We start from the raw sequence: 17,782 nt of genomic DNA on the forward strand, positions 1-17,782 counted from the left end.
GAACGAGTCCCCGAGCACCGCGAACCGCACCGTGGCGGCCTCCGTGACGGCAGGGGCCTCACGGTCCGACACGTATCCCGCCGGGGCGCCGGGGCCCGGGACGCCTTCGGTCCCGGCGGGGCCCGCCCGGCCCGGATCGATTCCCTCGCGGAGCGGGGTCACCCGCCGGCCCCCAGGCTCCGGGCCGGGGCCGGTTCCGTGGCGGCGGGGGCGGCGAGCGCGACCGCCGGATCGGCGGGGGGATCGGTGGCGGCCGCCTCGTGGGCGTTCAGGAAGGCCGCCACCGAGCGGTCCCAGGAGAAGCGCTCGGCACGCGCGCGTGCGGCGGACCTGCGGGCGGCCTCCGGGAGGGCGAGCAGGCCGCGGGCCGCGTCCGCGAAGGCCGCCGGGGTGTCGGCGGCCGCGGCACCGGCCGTGCCCACGACCTCGGGGAGGGCGGAGGAGGCGCTGACGACGACCGGTGTCCCGCAGGCGAGGGCCTCCAGGGCGGAGAGCCCGAAGGTCTCGGCGGGCCCGGGGGCCAGGCAGAGGTCGGCGGCCGCCTGGAGGTCGGCCAGCTCCTCCCGGTCGGCGACGTGGCCGAGGAACCGGACGGGCAGGCCCCGGTCCCGCGCCCGGCGCTCCAGGCCGGACCGCAGCGGCCCGTCGCCCGCGACGACCAGGCGGGCCGGGACGCCCGCGTCCAGCAGCCCGGCGAGGGCGTCGAGGGCGGTACCGGGCCGCTTCTCCACGGAGAGGCGGGAGCAGAGCACCAGCAGGACCCCGGCCCCCTCCGCGTACCGGGCCCGCACCCCGGGGTCCCGCCGGCCGGGCCGGCAGCGTTCCAGGTCGACGCCGAGCGGAGCCCGTACGACATTGCGGGCGCCGACCCTGAGGAACTCCTCCTCCGCCCAGGCGGTGGTGCACACGATCCGGCCGTAGGCCCAGGCGGTACGGCGGTTGAGCCGGTCGGCCGCGCGGGCGGCGAGCGGGGCGGGGACGCCCCAGGTGCGCAGGACGCCGTCGGCGGTCTCGTGGGAGACCATCACCGAGGGGACGCGGGCGCGTCTGGCCCACTCCCCCGTCCAGCGCAGGGTGGTGCGGTCGGAGACCTCGATCCGGTCGGGGGCGAGCCGTTCCAGGAGGTCGGTGAGCCGGCGCCGGTCGGCGAGGACCCGGTAGCCGCCGGTGCCGGGCAGTTCGGGCCCGGGCAGGGTGACGATCCGGCCCTGCTCCGCCGGTTCGTCGTCGGCGCGGGCACCGGGGACGACGAGGACGGGCTCGTGGCCGGCCGCGCGGTAGCCCCGGCCGAGCCGGTCGAGCGCGGTGCGCAGCCCGCCCGAGGTGGGGGTGACGAAGTTCGCGAGCCGCACGATGCGCAGCCCCTCGCGGCCGTACGAGGCACGGTACGCGCGCGTGGGGCCGCCGTTCCCGTAAAGCGGGGGCGAGGCCGGAGGTCCGGCGGGGTCCACGCCGGTCCCGTACGGCGGGGCCGGGGGCCCGGTGGGGTACGTCCCGCGGCTCCGCGCCCCGTTCACGCCGCCACCGCCGTCCGCTCGCGCAGCACCTCCAGGTAGTGGCCGACGAGTTCGTCGCCGACCGCCTCCCAGGTGCGTCCCCCGACGTCGGCCCGGCCCGCCCTGCCGTAGGCGGCGCGCAGGCCGGGGGCGGCGGCCAGGGCGGTGACGGCCTCGCGGAGGGCGAGCGGGTCCTCCGGGGGGACGAGGAGGCCGGTGCGGCGGTGGGCGACGAGGTCGAGCGGGCCGCCGGCGGCCGGGGCGATCACCGGGAGCCCGCTGGCCATGGCCTCCTGGACGGTCTGGCAGAAGGTCTCGTGGGGACCGGTGTGGACGAAGACGTCGAGCGAGGCGAAGATCCGGGCGAGGTCGTCGCCGGTGCGCCGCCCGAGGAAGTGCGCGCCCGGGAGGCGGTCGCGGAGGACCCGGGCGATGCCGTGTGCCTCCAGGTCGCGGCGGGCCGCCCGGGAGGGGGCGAGGGTACGGTCGGCCGCGCCGTGGACGGCGCGGAGCCGGCGCCAGGCGGTGGCTTCCCCGGTGCCCACGTAGGTGCGGGCGTAGCCGGCGAGGTCGGTCTGGTAGACGGCGACGGTGGGCACCCGGAGGCGGGTGGCGGCGGCCATCGCGCGGACGCCGAGGACGAAGGGTCCGGCGAGGTGGACGAGGTCGGCGCGGTGGGCGGCGATGGCGGCGGCCACGCGGCGGCTGGGGAGGGCGACCCGCACCTGGGCGTAGCCGGGCAGCGGCAGGGAGGGGACGCGGACCACCGGGCACGGCGCGTCGGCGTCGGGGGCGGGGTCGGGGACGGCCGGGGCGATCACGAGGGGCCGGTGGCCCCGGCGGACGAGGTGGCGCGCGGTCTGGAGGGCGCAGTGCGCCACACCGTTGATGTCGGGAGGAAAGGATTCGGTGACGATGACGACACGCATACGGGTGTTCTCGTCGCGCCCGACGTGGCCCCGCCGACGTGGATCTGGACGCGGGGGGAACGTCCCGTGAGCTTTTCCCGCCGCGTCCGTGCGGCACGTCTCCGATACCCGGACCGGCGGGGGCGGCCGGGGCGTCGTACGGGTGCCGGGCGCCCGCGCGGAACTGCCGGGGCACGGGGGGCGATGCACGAAGGGGCGAGGCACGGGGGGGGGGAGGTGGGGCCACGGGGGGAGGTGGGGCCACGGGGGCCCGGGGGCACGGAGCCGTACGCCGCCCGGCTTCGTCGGCGGCCGGTCCCGCCCCGGGGCGGGGCCTCGCTCGGCGGGGTCACCGCCGGGGGCCGCGCCGCCCCGGGCGGGGCGGTGGAGGGCGGGTCAGACCTGGAGGTCCGGGCCGATGCGGTTGCGGACGGCCGTCTGGACCTCGACCTCCTCGGCCGGGTCGGCGGCGAGGCGTCGCAGGCGCTCGGCCACGCGGGCGTCGGCCGTCTCGGCGTGCTGGGCCGCGATCTCGCGGGTGGTCTCCTCGCAGTCCCAGAGGCATTCGACGGCGAAGCCGCTGGCGAAGCAGGGGTCGGTGGCCGCGAGGGCGCGGGCCGTGCGCCCGCGCAGCTGGGAGGAGGCCGTCTCCCGGTAGACGTGGCGCAGCACCGGGGCCGCGCAGGCGATGCCGAGGCGACCGGCGCCGTCGACGAGGGCGCCGAGGGCGGGCGCGTCGGGTCCGGCGGCGCGGATGGCGGTGCGCAGGGCACCGAGGACGAGCTGGGCGTCCCGGTCCTCGCCGCGTGCCGCGAGGAGCTCGCCGGCCGCGGCGCCCAGGGGGTCGGGGCGGTGGACCCAGGCGCGGGCGCGGGCGACGGCGTCGTCGCCGCACATGCGGAGGTAGGCGGTGACGGCGGCCCGGGCCACGTGCAGGGCGTCGCGGTCGACGGCGCCGGGGACGTCGCCGTACGGCTCGCCCTGTCCGGACGCGTCGGCGGCGGACGCGCTGTCGAGAGGATGGACGCCGTCGGCGGCGGCCTCGACGAGGTCGAGCACGGCGGGGTCCCGGCCGGCGGCGAGGTGGTGCAGAACGGCGGCACGCGCGCCGGGGGCGCCGCCGCGGCCGGCGGCGAGCAGCTCGGGGCGGTCCTCGGGTCCGGCCACCGCGGCGAGGCAGCGGGCGGCGGGTCCGGCGAGGTCGGTGCCGCGCTCGTATCCCTCCTGGGCCCAGTCGAGGACGGCGCGCACGCTCCAGCCGGGGCGGGGCCCGGTGGGGCGCAGCTGGCGCTGCCAGCGGTCGAAGGAGCCCTGTTCCTGGGCGGCGCGGACGCGGGCGCCGACGGCGTCGCGCTGGTCCTCGGCCCACAGTCGCCAGGGGCGGGGCTCGAAGGCGTCGCGGACGGTGCGGCCGAGTTCGGCGTCGCCGGCCGGGTCCTGGGGGAAGCGGGCGAGGACGGGCTCGGCGAGGGAGCGCAGTCCGGCGTCGTCGTCGCGGAGCGCGAGCTCGTCGAGGGCCCAGGCCCAGTTGGCACCGGTGGCCGCGTAGCGCCGGAGCAGGAGCAGGGCGTCGTGGCGTCCGTAGGAGGCCAGGTGGCCGAGGACGGCGAGGGCGAGCCCGGTGCGGTGCTCCTCGGTGTCGAGGTGGTCCTCGGGCGCGAAGAGGTGCGCCTCGACCGCCTCCAGGCCTCCGTGGAGGTCGAGGTAGAGCCGGGCGTAGTAGAGGGAGCGGTTCTCGACCCGCCAGTCGTGGCGGGGGTCGGCGAGCACGCACCGGTCGAGGGCCGCGAGGGCCTCGGGGCGCGGTGCGGCGAGGGCGTGCAGGGTGCCGTCGCCGCGGCCCCTCTGGAGCAGGCCGAGCAGGGTGCCGCTCGGCGCTATGGCTGGTTCGAACATGGGAAGACGCCTCACATCAAGCTGTCGACACGACGGGGTGGACCGGGGTGGACCGGGTCGGGCGCTGGGCCCGTCCGCGCGGTGGCCGCCCTAGTAGGCCGCGGGACAACAGGTCGGGCCGTCCGTCGTACGTCGCTGCTTGTGCGCGCTGCTCATCTTCCTCTGCCTCTCGTCCGTGGCCCGGTCGGACGGCCGGGCTTGTCGTCATGATGACCGACCGTTTCCACCGCCGCGACCACATTTACGACACCGCTCCCACCTGGGGTTCAGCCTCCGTTCACCGGCCGGCGAACAGCTCCAGGAGCTCGCTCTTCCCGAACATGCGTGCGGTGTCGACGGCGGACGGAGTGCCTGACTCCGGATTCGCGCCGCCGGCCAGGAGGGCACGGATCACGGCGTCCTCACCCTTGAAGACGGCGCCGGCGAGCGGGGTCTGGCCGCGGTCGTTGGCGCGGTCGGCGTCGGCGCCGCGCTCCAGGAGGGCGGCGACCGCGGGAGCGTGGCCGTGGTAGGCGGCGAGCATGAGGAGGGTGTCGCCCCGGTCGTTGGTGAGGTTCGCGGGGACGCCCGCGTCGACGTAGGCGGCGAGGGCCGCGGCGTCGCCGGCGCGCGCCAGGTCGAAGACCTTCGACGCCAGCTCGACGACCTCGGGGTCCGGGGTCTCGCTCATTTCCACAACCGCCTTCCGTGCTCCGCCCGCGGCCCGCGCGTGTGCCGCCCGGTACCGCCTGACCTCGACCTGCGCACGGCAAGCGAGGCCGTACGAGTGAATCGACAGGGTACTGCCCTCGCGGTGACATGACCGCGTCCGGCCGAGGCGCGGATCACCGCGTCCACCGGCTGTGACCAGCGCCCCTCGGTGCTCCCTTACCCCACTTCGAGCGTTTCGCCACCCGGGACGGGGACCGGCGTCCGCCGGTCAAGTGAAAACGCCCGCCATTCACCTGAATGCACCTTTAGTCACATAGATACTTGCCGTGAACCTGGAAGGACTGATCGTGACTGTCCCCTCAACCAGGAGAACACCCCATGATCCTGTCCATCTCAGGCGTCGTCCTGCTCGGCATCATCTGCTTCCTGTTCTTCAAGAAGGACGGCCTCAAGGCCTCGCACGCCCTCGTCTGCGCGCTGTTCGGCTTCTACCTGGCGGGCACCGCCATCGCACCCAGCATCACGGCGGGCGGCCAGAGCCTGGCCGGCCTGCTGGGCGGAATCAAGTTCTGACGCCTCTCACCCCCTTCCACCACTCCAGGAGTACGACGTGGCCCGGCGACCACTCCCCCGCATTCTGAGCAGCGGCACCGCGCAGCTCGCGCGCAGCCGAGAGATCGCGCGGTCGGCCGCCGACAGCGCCACCGACGTGCTCCATCCGCTGATCACGGTCTCCCGTGGTCTGCGGAGACTGGCCGCGACCGCGCGCGCCAAGTGGGCCGCGACCCCCAAGGAACGGCGCGGTCCCACGCTGTTCCTGGTCGCGGCCTGCGTCCTGGTCGTCGCCCTCGTGCCGTACGGGCCGCTGCTCGCGCTCGTCGCGCTCATGGGCGCCGCCGCGTGGAAGGGGCGTGAGAAACCGGTCGTGAGGACCGGACCCGACGAGGCGGAGACCGCCCGGCTGAAGGGCCTGTACGAGGCCCTCGTGCCGTACTTCTCCGTCCCCGAGGACCCGGAGCCGCTCTTCGCCCACGGCGGCGACTGGAGCCGGGCCTTCGCCGACCACGCCTTCGACGGCGACGGCCGCCCGACCCGGCTGCGGATCTCCTACCCGCCGTACTTCCCGGACGGCGAGCCGGCCTCCCGCGCCCGCATCGAGCAGCTGCTTCACGCCAAGTCGGGGCGCGGCCGCGAGTACCGCTTCGACTGGGACGAGGAGGGCAACCGCCTCGTCATGCAGGTGCTGCCCGCCCTCCCGACCACCATCGCCGCCCAGCGGTTCGTCACCGCACCGGGCGAGACCGTCCTCGGCTTCACCGACGCGGAGGCCGTGCAGCGGACCGTGCCGGTCGTCTCGGCGGACGGCTCCGAGGACGCGCCCGCCGTCGTCTGGCGCACCGGCCCCCGCTCCACCGAGCCGCACCTGCTCGCCGTCGGCCAGCCCGGCAGCGGCACCTCCACCCTGCTGCGCTCCCTCGCGCTCCAGGCCCTCGAACACGGCGACGTGCTGATCGTGGACGGCGCGGGAGCCGGCGAGTACGCCTGCCTGGTCGGCCGCGACGGCGTCCTCGGCATCGAGAGCGAGCTGTCCGGCGCGCTGGAGAGCCTGGAATGGGCCTCCCACGAGACCGAGCGCCGGCTGATCTCCTCCAACCGCGCCCGGCAGGCCGGTCACCCGGCCCCCGCGGACACCCGCCGCCCGCTGTGGATCCTCCTCGACCGCCCCGGCGCCCTCGGCCACCTGGCCGCCTCCGAGGGGCGCCCCGACCCCCAGGAGCTGCTCCAGGTGCCGCTGCGCCACGGCCGCGCCGCCCAGGTGACGGTGGTGGTGGCCGAGCAGTTCGAGACGGCCGACGCGCTCCACGAGGGGGTACGCGCCCACACCCGCGCCCGCGTGGTGCTCGGTCCCGCCTCCGCCGAGCAGATCGCCGCGGTCCTCGGCGTCGCTCCGCACACCACCCCCACCCCGCAGGTCCCGCCAGGCCGCGGCTACGCCCGCCTGGGCACCGGGCAGGTCCTCCGGCTCCAGGTGCCGGCCACGCCCGACCCGTACGACGACGCCGTCGGAGACACCGACCGGCAGGCCGTCCTCGACCTGCTCCCGGATCGGCGGTCCGCGGCCACGGTGGCCCTGGAGAAGGTCCCGGAGGCGGCGGCCGAGCCGATCCCCGGCGTCCTCCCCCACCACGCCCCGGTCCCGGCGGAGGGCTGACCCGCCCGGACCCCGCGACGGCGAAGGCCGGTACCGACCCTGACAGGGCGGTACCGGCCTTCGCCGTTCCCACGCGCGCGTGGCGCCACGTACGGCTCGGCGCCGCGCGGCCGTTCCCACGCGCGCGCGTGGGAGACGTCATCGCAATCGCACGCGCGCGTGAGCGAGGTCAGCGCACGGACGGGCGCCCGTGCGGGGGGGCGGTCGCGGCTCAGGCCACGAACGTCCGCGGCGGCTCCACTCCCCCGCCGAGGCCCGACTCCACCAGCCGGGCCGCGGCCGCGAGTCGGCTCGCGGCCTCGTCGGCGACCGGGCCGCCGACGGTGAACGGCAGACGGACGTACCCCTCGAAAGCGCCGTCCACGCCGAACCGGGGGCCGGAGGGCACCCGGACACCGACCCGCTCGCCCGCCTCCGCGAGCCGCGAGCCGGAGAGCCCGCCGGTGCGCACCCAGAGCGTCAGCCCGCCCTTCGGCACCTCGAACTCCCACTCCGGCAGTTCCCTGCGGACCGCGGTCACGAGCGCGTCGCGGTTCTCCCTGGCCTGCGCCCGCCGCAGCGCGACCGCCTCCTCCCACCCTCCGGTGCGCATCAGCCAGTTGACGCCCAGCTGCTCCAGGACGGGCGTGCCCAGGTCGGCGTAGGCGCGGGCGGCGACCAGGGAGCGGATGACGTCGGGTGCGGCGCGCACCCAGCCGATCCGCATCCCGGCCCAGAACGCCTTGCTGGCCGAGCCGACGGTGAGGACGGTGGAGCCGGCCGGGTCGAAGGCGCAGACCGGGCGGGGCATCTCCACGTCGTCGTCGAGGTGGAGCTCGGCCATGGTCTCGTCGACGACGAGGACCGTCCCGGCCGCGCGGGCGGCCTCCACGAGCCGCCGTCGCTGGTCCTCGTCGGCGAGGGCGCCGGTCGGATTGTGGAAGTCGGCCACGACGTACGCGAGCCGGGGCGCCGCGTCGCGCAGCACCTGGCGCCAGCGGCCGAGGTCCCAGCTGCCCAGCCCCTCCGACATGGCGACGGGCACCAGCCGGGCGCCCGCCTCCCGCATGAGCTGGAGGATGTTGGCGTACGAGGGCGACTCCACGGCGATCCGCTCGCCGCGCCCGGCGAAGAGGTGGCAGATGGCGTCGATGGCGCCCATCGCCCCCGTGGTGACCATGATCTGCTCGGGCATGGTCGGGATGCCCCGGGCGGTGTAGCGCTCGGCCAGCATCGCGCGCAGCGCGGGGAGGCCGGCCGGGTAGTCGCCGTGGGTGTGCGCGTACGGCGGCAGCTCCTCCAGGGCCCCCTGGACGCCGCGGGTCAGCCACGGCTCGGGAGCGGGGAGGGCCGCGCAGCCGAGGTCGATGAGGGAGCCGAGGGTCTCCGGCGGCAGCGGTTCCAAGCCGCGCGCGGGCAGCGGGTTGCCGGCCGGGACCGCGGTCCAGCTGCCGGCGCCCCGCCGGGACTCCAGGAAGCCCTCGGTGCGCAGCGCCTCGTAGGCGGCGGCCACCGTGGTGCGGCTGACGGTGAGGGCGAGGGCGAGCTCTCGCTCGGCGGGCAGCCGGGCGGCGACCGGCACCCGGCCCTCCAGGACGAGCAGGCGGATGCCGTCGGCGAGGGCGCGGTAGGCGGGCGGCTTCCTGGCGCCGGGGCCCGCGGGGCGCGGCTGCTGCGCCTGGAGCTGCCGGGCGAGCTGGGCGGCTCCGACGGCTGAAGTCCACTGAGCCATGGAAATCAGTCCACCTTCCTCGAATTGGCCATGGTTGGCATCCGTTCTCCCGCCACAGAGTGTCATGAGTCGGTCCACCGTCACCACACCGGGCCGCGGTCCACTCCCGCACACCACCCCAGGGGGGCACGTCCATGTCCATCGCCTCCGGCTCGCGCGGCCGGCATCTCACCCGCCGGCTCGTCCAGCTCTACGCCGGCCTGGCCCTGTACGGGATCAGCTCGGCGCTGCTGGTCAGGGCGGGGCTCGGCCTGGAGCCGTGGGGCGTGCTCCACCAGGGCCTCGCCGAGCGGACGGGACTGACGATCGGAGTCGTGTCGATCATCGTCGGCGCGGTCGTGCTGCTGCTGTGGATCCCGATCCGGCAGCGCCCGGGCCTGGGCACGGTCTCGAACGTGTTCGTGATCGGCCTGGCGATGGACGGCACTCTGGCGCTGCTCCCGGACGGCCACGGCCTGCCGGTCCGGATCCCCCTCCTGGTGCTGGGCATCGTGCTGAACGGCGTGGCGACCGGCCTGTACATCGCGGCCCGCTTCGGTCCCGGCCCGCGCGACGGGCTGATGACGGGGCTGCACCGGCTGACCGGCCGGTCGATCCGGCTGACCCGGACCCTGATCGAGATCGCGGTGGTCACCACCGGCTTCCTGCTCGGCGGCTCCGTCGGCGTCGGCACGGTGCTCTACGCGCTGTCGATCGGCCCGCTCGCCCAGTTCTTCCTGCGCCTCTTCGCCGTCCCCGAGCCCGGCGCCGTCGGCGCCCCCGAGCGGGAGGCCGCCCCGGAACCGGAGCCCGCGCGCGTGCGGGGGGCCGTCTCGGAACCGGAGCCCGCGCGCGTGCGCCGCCCGGGCGCGATCGACACCGCCCCCGGGCCGGACGCCGTCGGCGCCACCCCCGAGCGGGAGGTCACCCCCGGGCCCGGCGCCGTCGACACGCCGGTCGCCGCGGAGTCACCGGAAGGCGCCATACTGCGGCGGTGACTCGCGTACGCCACCCCTACCTCGACCACCCGCTCCCGCTGCCCTTCGCCCACCGGGGCGGCACGGCGGACGGCCTGGAGAACACCGCGGCCGCCTTCCGCCGGGCCGCCGCGGCGGGCTACCGCTATTTCGAGACCGATGTGCACACGACCGCGGACGGCGTGCTCGTCGCCTTCCACGACTCCACCCTGGACCGGGTGACGGACGCCTCGGGGCTCATCCGGGACCTGCCGTGGGCGGCGGTCCGGGAGGCGCGGGTGGCCGGCAAGGAGCCGCTGCCGCTCTTCGAGGACCTGCTCCAGGAGTTCCCCGAGGCCCGCTGGAACGTGGATCTCAAGACCGAGTCGGCGCTCGCCCCGCTGGTGGACCTCGTCTCCCGGACCGACGCGTGGGACCGGGTCCTGGTCAGCTCTTTCACCGAGGCCCGCATCGCGCGGGCCCAGCGCCTCGCCGGCCCCCGGCTGGCCACCTCGTACGGCGTGACCGGCGTCGCCGCCCTGCGGATGCGCTCGCTCGGGGTCCCGGTCCCGCTGCGGGCCGGCGCGGTCGCCGCGCAGGTCCCTGAGACGCAGGGCGGGATCCGCGTGGTGGACCGCCGCTTCGTCCGGGCGGCGCACGCGCGCGGGCTCCAGGTGCACGTGTGGACCGTGAACGACGCGGAGCGCATGGACTCTCTCCTCGACCTGGGGGTCGATGGCATCATGACCGATCATCTGGAGACGCTGCGCGAGGTCCTCACCGCCCGTGGGGCATGGACCTGAGGCCGCGCGGGCGTCCCGGCGACGGGGACGAGCGAGGGGGCGTGCGGCCGTGACCGCCGAGACGACAGGTCCTGAGGGGCCCATCACCGATCCGGCCGAGCGCAGGCGGGAGCAGCGCGGCTGGTACTTCTACGACTTCGCCTGCTCGGTCTACTCGACCAGCGTCGTCACCGTCTTCCTGGGGCCGTACCTCAAGACGGTGGCCGAGAACGCCGCCGGCGGCGAGGGACGGCTCGTGTACCCGCTGGGCATACCCGTGGCCCCGGGTTCGCTCTTCCCGTACGCGGTCTCCGTCTCCCTGGTGGTGGCCATCGTGGCGATGCCGCTGGTGAGCGCTGCGGCGGACCGCTGGGGCCGCAAGAAGCCGCTGCTCGCGGCGGCGGCGTACCTCGGGGCCGGCGCGACGACCGGCATGTTCTTCCTGGAGGGCACCCGGTACCTCCTCGGCGCCTTCCTGCTGATCGTCGCGAACGCCTCCTTCGCGGTCGCGATGATGCTCTACAACGCCTATCTGCCGCAGGTCGCCGACCCCGAGGAGCGGGACAAGGTCTCCTCGCGCGGCTGGGCCTTCGGCTACACGTCCGGCGCCCTGGTCCTGGTGCTCAACCTCGTCCTGTACTCGGCGCACGAGTCCTTCGGCCTGGAGGAGGGCGAGGCGGTCCGGATCTGCCTGGCCTCGGCGGGCCTGTGGTGGGGCGCGTGGGCGCTGATCCCGCTGCGACGGCTGCGGGACCGGCGGCTGCCGCCCCCGGCGGGCCCGGACCGGCCGGCGGGCGGGGGCGCGGTCGGCGCGGGCTGGCGACAGCTGCGGTCGACCATCAAGGACATGCGCAAGCACCCGCTGACGCTCGCCTTCCTGCTCGCCTACCTCGTCTACAACGACGGGGTGCAGACGGTGATCTCGCAGGCGGCGATCTTCGGCGAGGAGGAGCTGGGCCTGGAGAAGACCACGCTCATCACGGCGGTGCTGCTGGTGCAGGTGCTCGCGGTGGCGGGCGCCCTGCTGATGGCCCGCTTCGCCCGGACGTACGGCGCCAAGCGGACGATCCTGGGCGCGCTCGTCGTGTGGACCGTCATCCTGATGGCCGGGTACATGCTCCCGGCCGGGGCGCCGGTCTTCTTCTACTGCCTGGCCGCGGCGATCGGCCTGGTGATGGGCGGCACCCAGGCGCTGTCCCGCTCGCTCTTCTCGCACCTGGTCCCGGAGGGCAAGGAGGCGGAGTACTTCTCGGCGTACGAACTGAGCGACCGAGGGCTGAGCTGGCTGGGTCCGCTGATGTTCGGGCTCGTGTATCAGCTGACGGACAGCTATCGAGCTGCCATCATCTCTCTGGTGATCTTCTTCGTGGCTGGTTTCGCGCTGCTCGCCAGGGTTCCCGTACGGGACGCCGCGCACGAGGCGGGCAATGTCGTACCCGAGCGAATTTAGACGCGGAAGTGAAAGGCCGGTAGTGTACGCGTTTGGCCTGCCAGGCGGACCGTTACTGCGTGCTGCTTTAGTGAAAGCGCCGTGTCATATCTGCCGCCAGATGTGACAAAACGGGCACTGGTGGGTACAACAAGGGGCGGCACGACGGGCGACGCATGACCCGGAACGGGAATCTTTATCGCCGACCGGACGTTGACCGGATGACGACGACAGCGACACCTGTCCTGTGGGCGACAAGCCCGGGAGGCACGATTCATGAGTGAGCGAGCTCTTCGCGGCACGCGCCTCGTGGTGACCAGCTACGAGACCGACCGCGGCATCGATCTGGCCCCGCGCCAGGCCGTGGAGTACGCATGCGAGAAGGGCCATCGTTTTGAGATGCCCTTCTCGGTGGAGGCGGAGATTCCGCCGGAGTGGGAATGCAAGGTCTGCGGAAGCCAGGCGCTTCTGGTGGACGGCGACGGACCCGAGGAGAAGAAGGGCAAGCCTGCGCGTACGCACTGGGACATGCTGATGGAGCGGCGTACCCGTGAGGAGTTGGAGGAGGTGCTGGCCGAGAGGCTGGCCGTCCTGCGCTCCGGCGCCATGAACATCGCGGTGCATCCGCGCGACAGCCGCAAGTCCGCCTGACGGACGCCGCGGCGACAGCAACGCCGAGGGGCCCGGTACACGATCCGTGTACCGGGCCCCTCGGCGTTCCCGGGTGACTCCGCGGTACCCCGGGCACGGCACCCCCGCACGGTGCCGGGAACACCCTCGCGCTGTGCCGGGGCATCCGCGCGCGGTGCCGTGCCGGGGAACGGGCCCGCTCAGGGCGTCAGCGGCGGGCGCTGCCCGTCGGCGGGGCCGTACGGGCTCCGGGGCGCGTCGTCGCGGATGACCTCGCCCTGGACCACCTTGCCGTCCGGACGGTGCATACGGGCCTGCTGGAAGGCGTCCTGGAGGGTTCCGGGAGGTGCGGCGGCCATCCGGCGCTCGACGGCCCTCTCCGCGGCGCGCCCGAGGGCCGTGCGGACCGGAGGCACGAGCAGCAGCAGGCCGGCGACGTCGGAGATCAGCCCGGGGAGCATCAGGAGCAGGCCGCCCAGCATCAGGAAGCCGTTGCGGTCCTCGGCGCCCTTGCGGTCGGCGGCGCTCGGTGCCGTACCGCTCTGCGCGGCGGCCTGGGCCTGCTGGAAGGTGGAGGAGAGGTTGGCGAAGGCCCGGCGGCCGGCCCGCTTGACGACGGCGGCGCCGAGGACGGCGCCGCCGACGAGGAGCAGCAGCACGGTGAGGCCGCCCGCCGCGTTCGCCACGACGGTGAGCAGCCAGATCTCCAGGACCAGCCAGGCGGCGAGGCCGAGCGGGAGGAAGGTGCGCGCGCGGGAGCGCTTGGGGGCGTGAGGGGGCGTTGCGCCGGTCGTCATGCCGTCCAGTGTGCCTGGCGCGCCGCAGGAACGTCGTAAGGAAAGGATCAGCCCGGACCGTGCGACGGTCCGGGCCGGGTGGGCAGCCACGGACCGTACGGCGGTCCGGTTCCGCGGACCAGCCGCGGACCGCGAGAGGTCCGCGCCGGGTGGGCTGCCGCGGACCGTACGGCGGTCCGATTCCGCGAACGAGCCGCGGACCGTGCGGAGGCCCGGGCGGGGTGGGCTGCCGCGGGCCGTGCCGGGTCCGGGCCGGTGGGTCGGCCGCGGACCGTACGGAGGTGCGGGCCGGGTGACCGCGAGAGGTGCGGGCCCGCGGGTCAGCCGCGCTTGCGGCCGAGCAGCTTGGTGACCTTCTCGGCGCGGGCGGTGAGGCCCCAGCCGGTGACACGCCACAGCGCCTCGACGAGGATGTCGCGGCTCATCTTGGAGTCGCCGACCTCGCGCTCGACGAAGGTGATGGGGACCTCCACGACGTGGAAGCCGGCCGCGACGGCCCGGCGGGCGAGGTCGACCTGGAAGCAGTAACCGGCGGAGGCCACGTCCTCCAGGCCCAGGCCCTCCAGGGTCTCCTTGCGGAAGGCGCGGTAGCCGCCGGTGACGTCGCGGATCGGGACGTCGAGCATCACGCGGGAGTAGAGGCTGCCGCCGCGGGAGATGAACTCGCGGGACTTCGGCCAGTTCACGATCCGGCCGCCCGGGACCCAGCGGGAGCCGAGCACCAGGTCGGCGCCCTTCAGGGCGGTGAGCAGCCGGGGCAGCTCCTCGGGCTGGTGGGAGCCGTCGGCGTCCATCTCGACGAGGACGTCGAAGCCGTTCTCGATGCCCCAGCGGAAGCCGGCCAGGTAGGCGGCGCCGAGCCCTTCCTTGCCCTTGCGGTGCAGGACGTGGACGTGGTCGTCCTCGGCCGCGATCTCGTCGGCGAACTTGCCCGTGCCGTCGGGGCTGTTGTCGTCGGCGACGAGGATGTACGCGTCCGGCACGGCCTCCCGTACGCGCGCGACGATCGGCCTGATGTTGTCCGCCTCGTTGTAGGTCGGAATGATCACCAAAGCCTTGCCGAGCGGGCCGTAACGCCTCACGCCACCGTCGTTCACTACTGCCCCTTCGGATACAGACACAGGCCCCCACCTTAGCGAGGTCTCCGGCGTGGTCCGGTCCAGCGGGGTGTGAGACGTGCGACGCGGGGGCGCGGGACGCGTGCGGTGCGGGGCCCGAAGTCCTTCGGTCCGACCCGGGACCCGCTGGCTGCGGATCGGCCGAAGGCCGTTGTCTACTGAACGTCCGGGCCCCACCCGGGTCGCACCTTCCGCCGGTGAGACCTTCCCTCGCGGCCGAGGCGCGGGCGGCGGTCGGCGCCGGCGAGGAGGTGTGGTCCGGTCGGACGTCCTGTGGTGGACGCCCGAGAACCTACCGGGCCATGGCGGTCGGCTGTCAACACCCGTTTGACCTGCGAGGTTCCCGAGAAGCCGCAGGCCGGACGGGAAGATCCGCAGGTCGGGGACGAACCCGTGGTGCGTACATCCGGGTGGCCGTCAACCCGACATCACTCGTTCGGCCGTACGAAAACCGTCTGTCCGTACACCACGGTCCGCAGGCAGACCGGGAGGTCCACACCGGGGGACAGATCGGGCAGACCGGGCGTGCCGGAGCGAGGGTCGGTGGACCAGCGGGCCACCCGGTCGTCCGGGGCCTGGACCACCAGGTCGCCGGTCCGCCAGATCGCGTAATCGGCGGGGGCGCCGGGCACCAGGGTGCCGGCGTCGTCCCGGCCGACCGCGCGCCAGCCGCCGCGGGTGTGGGCGGTGAAGGCCGCCCGGACCGAGATCCGGTGCTCGGGGGTGCGGTGGAAGGCGGCGGCCCGGACGGTCCCCCACGGGTCGAGCGGGGTGACCGGGCTGTCCGAGCCGAAGGCCAGCGGCACACCGGCGCGCAGCAGGGCCGCGTACGGGTTGAGGGTGCGGGCCCGCTCGGCGCCGAGGCGGTCGGCGTACATGCCCTCGTCGCCGCCCCACAGGGCGTCGAAGGCGGGCTGGACGGAGGCGGTGAGCCCGAGCTCGGCGAAGGCGGCGACCGTCTCGGGGGTGAGCATCTCGGCGTGCTCGACGCGGTGCCGGGCGGCGCGGATCCGGGCGAGGCCGAGCTTCTCGGCGGCGGCCCGGACGCCGTCCACGACGGCGGAGACGGCGGCGTCGCCGATGGCGTGGAAGCCGGCCTGGAGGCCCGCCTCGGTGCAGGCCACGACGTGGGCGGCGACCTCGGCGGCGTCCAGGTGGACGGAGCCGGTGTGGCCCGCGGAGTCCGCGTACGGCTCGTGGAGGCAGGCGGTGTGCGAGCCGAGGGAGCCGTCGGCGAAGAGGTCGCCGGCCGCGCCGAGGGCGCCGAGCGCGCGGGCCCGGTCGATGTCGAGGTCGGCCCAGTAGCCGACCACCCGGGGACCGGGCTCGTCGCGGGCGAGGTCCAGCAGACCGGTGAAGTCGTCCTCGGAGGAGATCTGCGGACCGCCGCACTCGTGGAGCGTGCCGATGCCGAGCGAGGCGGCGTGGGCCCGGGCGGCGCGCTGGGCCTCGGCGCGCTGGCGCGGGGAGACGGCGGCGAAGGCGGCGGCGCGGACGGCGTGGTGGGCGTCGCCGGTCAGCGGGGCACGCCCGCCGTGGAAGCCGTCGAGCTCCCGCACCCCGGGGACGAGGTCGAGCAGCGCGGTGGTGACGACGGCGGAGTGCACGTCGATCCGGGTGAGGTAGAGCGGACGGCCGCCGGTGAGGCCGTCCAGCTCCTCGCGCGTGAGCGGGCGCCGCTCGGGCCAGCGGGAGGCGTCCCAGCCGTGCCCGACGAGGATGCGGTCCTCGGGGCGGGCGGCGGCGTGGGCGCGGATCAGCTCCGCCGCCTCGGCGAGCGAGGCGGCGGTGGAGAGGTCGAGGCCGGTGAGCGCGAAGCCGGTGGCCGTGGTGTGGACGTGGGCGTCCACGAAGGCCGGGGTGACGAGCGCGCCCTCCAGGTCGATCACCTCGTCCACGCCGGAGGCGAAGGCGTCGGCGGCGCCCTCCTCGCCCACCCAGGCGATGTGGCCGCGCTCCACCACCATGGCCGTGGCGAAGGGGTCGGCGGGGCTGTGGACCTCTCCCCCGCGCAGGAGCACGGTGCGGTGGTCGCCGGAGTTCAGGCTGTCGCTCATGCGACCAGGCTAAATGCGCGGCGGCCTGGCTTCGTACGGGGTGGACAGGACGACGGTGGTGCGGCTGGAGACGTGCGCCTGGGACCGGATGCGGCTGAGCAGGTGCTCCAGCTCCAGGGGGGTGGCGACCCGCACCTTGAGGATGTAGTTCTCGTCGCCGGCGACGCTGTGGCAGGCCTCGATCTCGGGGATGTGGGCGAGCCGGTCGGGGGTGTCGTCGGGGGCGCTGGGGTCGAAGGGTTTGACCGAGATGAAGGCGGTCAGCGGCAGGCCCACCGCCTCGGGGTCGACGACGGCGGCATAGCCGCGGATGACACCGCGCTGCTCCAGGCGGCGGACGCGCTGATGCACCGCCGACGTGGACAGGCCGGTGGCCTTGCCCAGGTCGGTGTAGCTCATGCGCCCGTCCTTGACGAGCAACTCCACGATCTGACGATCCAGCTCCTCCATGCGCCGACCCTATTGCGCCGAAGGGCTCCGGGCCCAGCCGGGAGCGGACGGTATCCGCCGCTATGGGTGGTCCCGGGGCACCTGCACCGGGCATGTGACGAACGCCACAGGTTCGGACCAGGCATCGGGGTGCGGTTCACGGTTATGCGGAGTTCCGCATGGGAAGGGCTTGCTGTGGTTCCGGCCGCACAGTACCGGCCGACCTGTTCCGAGGGGGAGTCTCCATGCAGGAGCCCGTTGATTCCGTCGATCCCTTCGACGAGTTCGACATGTACGACACGTTCGAGATGTTCCGGGTGATCTGCCCGGCGTGCGATCAGCCGATCGCCCTGCTGGCGGACGAGGACGCGCTGCCCGAGCACGCGCTGTGCCCGTCGGCGTGGAACCCCTTCACCCTCACCGTCTGCCCGGGCACCGGCCGGGCCGCCGCCGAGGCGCGCTCCGCCGACGACGGCGCCGGCGTCCAGGAGCAGGACACCGCACTGCTCCTGACGCTGCCCCAGGGCCTCGACTGGCGGACCCAGCCGTTCTCGCACATCGGCGGCCCCGGCTCGCAGCCGATCCGCGCGGCGCAGCTGCGCCGCGCGGCCTGAGCCCGGCGGGATCCGACCTAGATGTATTGACCCGCAGGGTTGTTGACGCGGGTGATGGGTGGGTGTCCGTCGAGTGCGGTGTGGCAGCGGTGGTGGTTGTAGGTGTGGAGGAAGTCT

At 74.9% G+C, this 17,782-nt stretch carries 15 protein-coding genes and 2 pseudogenes; 7 read left to right on the forward strand and 10 right to left on the reverse strand.

Features of this window, described 5'->3' with window-relative positions; all coding sequences use genetic code 11:
- Positions 1 to 158 precede the first annotated feature (158 nt).
- The 4 genes from ACF1BN_RS36620 to ACF1BN_RS36635 all read right to left on the reverse strand — a co-directional run bounded on the left by ACF1BN_RS36620 (position 159) and on the right by ACF1BN_RS36635 (position 4,970).
- Positions 159 to 1,361 carry a glycosyltransferase gene (locus tag ACF1BN_RS36620; protein ID WP_392335944.1) on the reverse strand — a complete coding sequence of 401 codons (1,203 nt, stop codon included), beginning with the start codon at positions 1,359 to 1,361 and terminating at the stop codon, positions 159 to 161.
- Positions 1,362 to 1,513: 152 nt separating this feature from the next.
- Positions 1,514 to 2,425 carry a glycosyltransferase gene (locus ACF1BN_RS36625; protein ID WP_392335932.1) on the reverse strand — a complete coding sequence of 304 codons (912 nt, stop codon included), beginning with the start codon at positions 2,423 to 2,425 and terminating at the stop codon, positions 1,514 to 1,516.
- Between the two features lie 375 nt (positions 2,426 to 2,800).
- Complete coding sequence (locus tag ACF1BN_RS36630; RefSeq protein WP_392335933.1) at positions 2,801 to 4,300, reverse strand: HEAT repeat domain-containing protein; 1,500 nt, start codon at positions 4,298 to 4,300, stop codon at positions 2,801 to 2,803.
- A gap of 277 nt (positions 4,301 to 4,577) precedes the next feature.
- Positions 4,578 to 4,970 (reverse strand): ankyrin repeat domain-containing protein, encoded by a 393-nt coding sequence (locus ACF1BN_RS36635; protein WP_392335934.1) that lies wholly within the window; start codon positions 4,968 to 4,970, stop codon positions 4,578 to 4,580.
- A 359-nt stretch (positions 4,971 to 5,329) separates the two neighbouring features.
- Between ACF1BN_RS36635 and ACF1BN_RS36640 the strand changes: the two genes are divergently transcribed.
- Positions 5,330 to 5,524 carry a hypothetical protein gene (locus tag ACF1BN_RS36640; RefSeq protein ID WP_030493667.1) on the forward strand — a complete coding sequence of 65 codons (195 nt, stop codon included), beginning with the start codon at positions 5,330 to 5,332 and terminating at the stop codon, positions 5,522 to 5,524.
- A 37-nt stretch (positions 5,525 to 5,561) separates the two neighbouring features.
- Positions 5,562 to 7,163 (forward strand): hypothetical protein, encoded by a 1,602-nt coding sequence (locus ACF1BN_RS36645; RefSeq protein ID WP_392335935.1) that lies wholly within the window; start codon positions 5,562 to 5,564, stop codon positions 7,161 to 7,163.
- Between the two features lie 211 nt (positions 7,164 to 7,374).
- Here ACF1BN_RS36645 and ACF1BN_RS36650 read toward each other — a convergent pair whose 3' ends face one another.
- Positions 7,375 to 8,874 (reverse strand): PLP-dependent aminotransferase family protein, encoded by a 1,500-nt coding sequence (locus ACF1BN_RS36650; RefSeq protein ID WP_392335936.1) that lies wholly within the window; start codon positions 8,872 to 8,874, stop codon positions 7,375 to 7,377.
- 134 nt (positions 8,875 to 9,008) lie between these two features.
- On the opposite strand from ACF1BN_RS36650, the pseudogene ACF1BN_RS36655 reads away from it, so the two are divergent.
- From ACF1BN_RS36655 to ACF1BN_RS36670, 4 genes and pseudogenes are all read left to right on the forward strand, one after another.
- Positions 9,009 to 9,632, forward strand: a pseudogene (locus tag ACF1BN_RS36655) (YitT family protein); the annotation flags it as partial.
- A gap of 215 nt (positions 9,633 to 9,847) precedes the next feature.
- Positions 9,848 to 10,612: a glycerophosphodiester phosphodiesterase gene (locus tag ACF1BN_RS36660; protein WP_392335937.1), complete on the forward strand. Its 765-nt coding sequence runs from the start codon at positions 9,848 to 9,850 to the stop codon at positions 10,610 to 10,612.
- Between the two features lie 49 nt (positions 10,613 to 10,661).
- Positions 10,662 to 12,041 (forward strand): MFS transporter, encoded by a 1,380-nt coding sequence (locus ACF1BN_RS36665; RefSeq protein ID WP_392335938.1) that lies wholly within the window; start codon positions 10,662 to 10,664, stop codon positions 12,039 to 12,041.
- Positions 12,042 to 12,296: 255 nt separating this feature from the next.
- Positions 12,297 to 12,671 (forward strand): RNA polymerase-binding protein RbpA, encoded by a 375-nt coding sequence (locus ACF1BN_RS36670; RefSeq protein ID WP_026278069.1) that lies wholly within the window; start codon positions 12,297 to 12,299, stop codon positions 12,669 to 12,671.
- A gap of 179 nt (positions 12,672 to 12,850) precedes the next feature.
- Here ACF1BN_RS36670 and fxsA read toward each other — a convergent pair whose 3' ends face one another.
- The 4 genes from fxsA to ACF1BN_RS36690 all read right to left on the reverse strand — a co-directional run bounded on the left by fxsA (position 12,851) and on the right by ACF1BN_RS36690 (position 17,072).
- A complete protein-coding gene (fxsA, locus tag ACF1BN_RS36675) occupies positions 12,851 to 13,447 on the reverse strand; it encodes an FxsA family membrane protein (RefSeq protein ID WP_392335939.1) in 597 nt (198 codons plus the stop codon).
- Between the two features lie 320 nt (positions 13,448 to 13,767).
- The gene (locus tag ACF1BN_RS36680; protein WP_392335940.1) at positions 13,768 to 14,544 is read right to left on the reverse strand and encodes a polyprenol monophosphomannose synthase; all 777 of its coding nucleotides are present in this window, start codon (positions 14,542 to 14,544) and stop codon (positions 13,768 to 13,770) included.
- A gap of 449 nt (positions 14,545 to 14,993) precedes the next feature.
- Positions 14,994 to 16,622, reverse strand: coding sequence for an amidohydrolase (locus ACF1BN_RS36685; RefSeq protein WP_392335941.1), 1,629 nt, complete (start codon positions 16,620 to 16,622; stop codon positions 14,994 to 14,996).
- A 9-nt stretch (positions 16,623 to 16,631) separates the two neighbouring features.
- The gene (locus ACF1BN_RS36690) at positions 16,632 to 17,072 is read right to left on the reverse strand and encodes an Lrp/AsnC family transcriptional regulator (protein WP_392335942.1); all 441 of its coding nucleotides are present in this window, start codon (positions 17,070 to 17,072) and stop codon (positions 16,632 to 16,634) included.
- Positions 17,073 to 17,296: 224 nt separating this feature from the next.
- Here ACF1BN_RS36690 and ACF1BN_RS36695 point away from each other — a divergent pair, with 224 nt between their 5' ends.
- Complete coding sequence (locus ACF1BN_RS36695; protein WP_392335943.1) at positions 17,297 to 17,665, forward strand: hypothetical protein; 369 nt, start codon at positions 17,297 to 17,299, stop codon at positions 17,663 to 17,665.
- Between the two features lie 17 nt (positions 17,666 to 17,682).
- Here the strand turns inward: ACF1BN_RS36695 and ACF1BN_RS36700 are convergent.
- Positions 17,683 to 17,782: pseudogene (locus ACF1BN_RS36700) on the reverse strand (IS481 family transposase); the annotation flags it as partial.

Origin of the sequence: Streptomyces sp. NPDC014861 (assembly GCF_043081625.1) — a bacterium.
GTDB lineage: Bacteria > Actinomycetota > Actinomycetes > Streptomycetales > Streptomycetaceae > Streptomyces.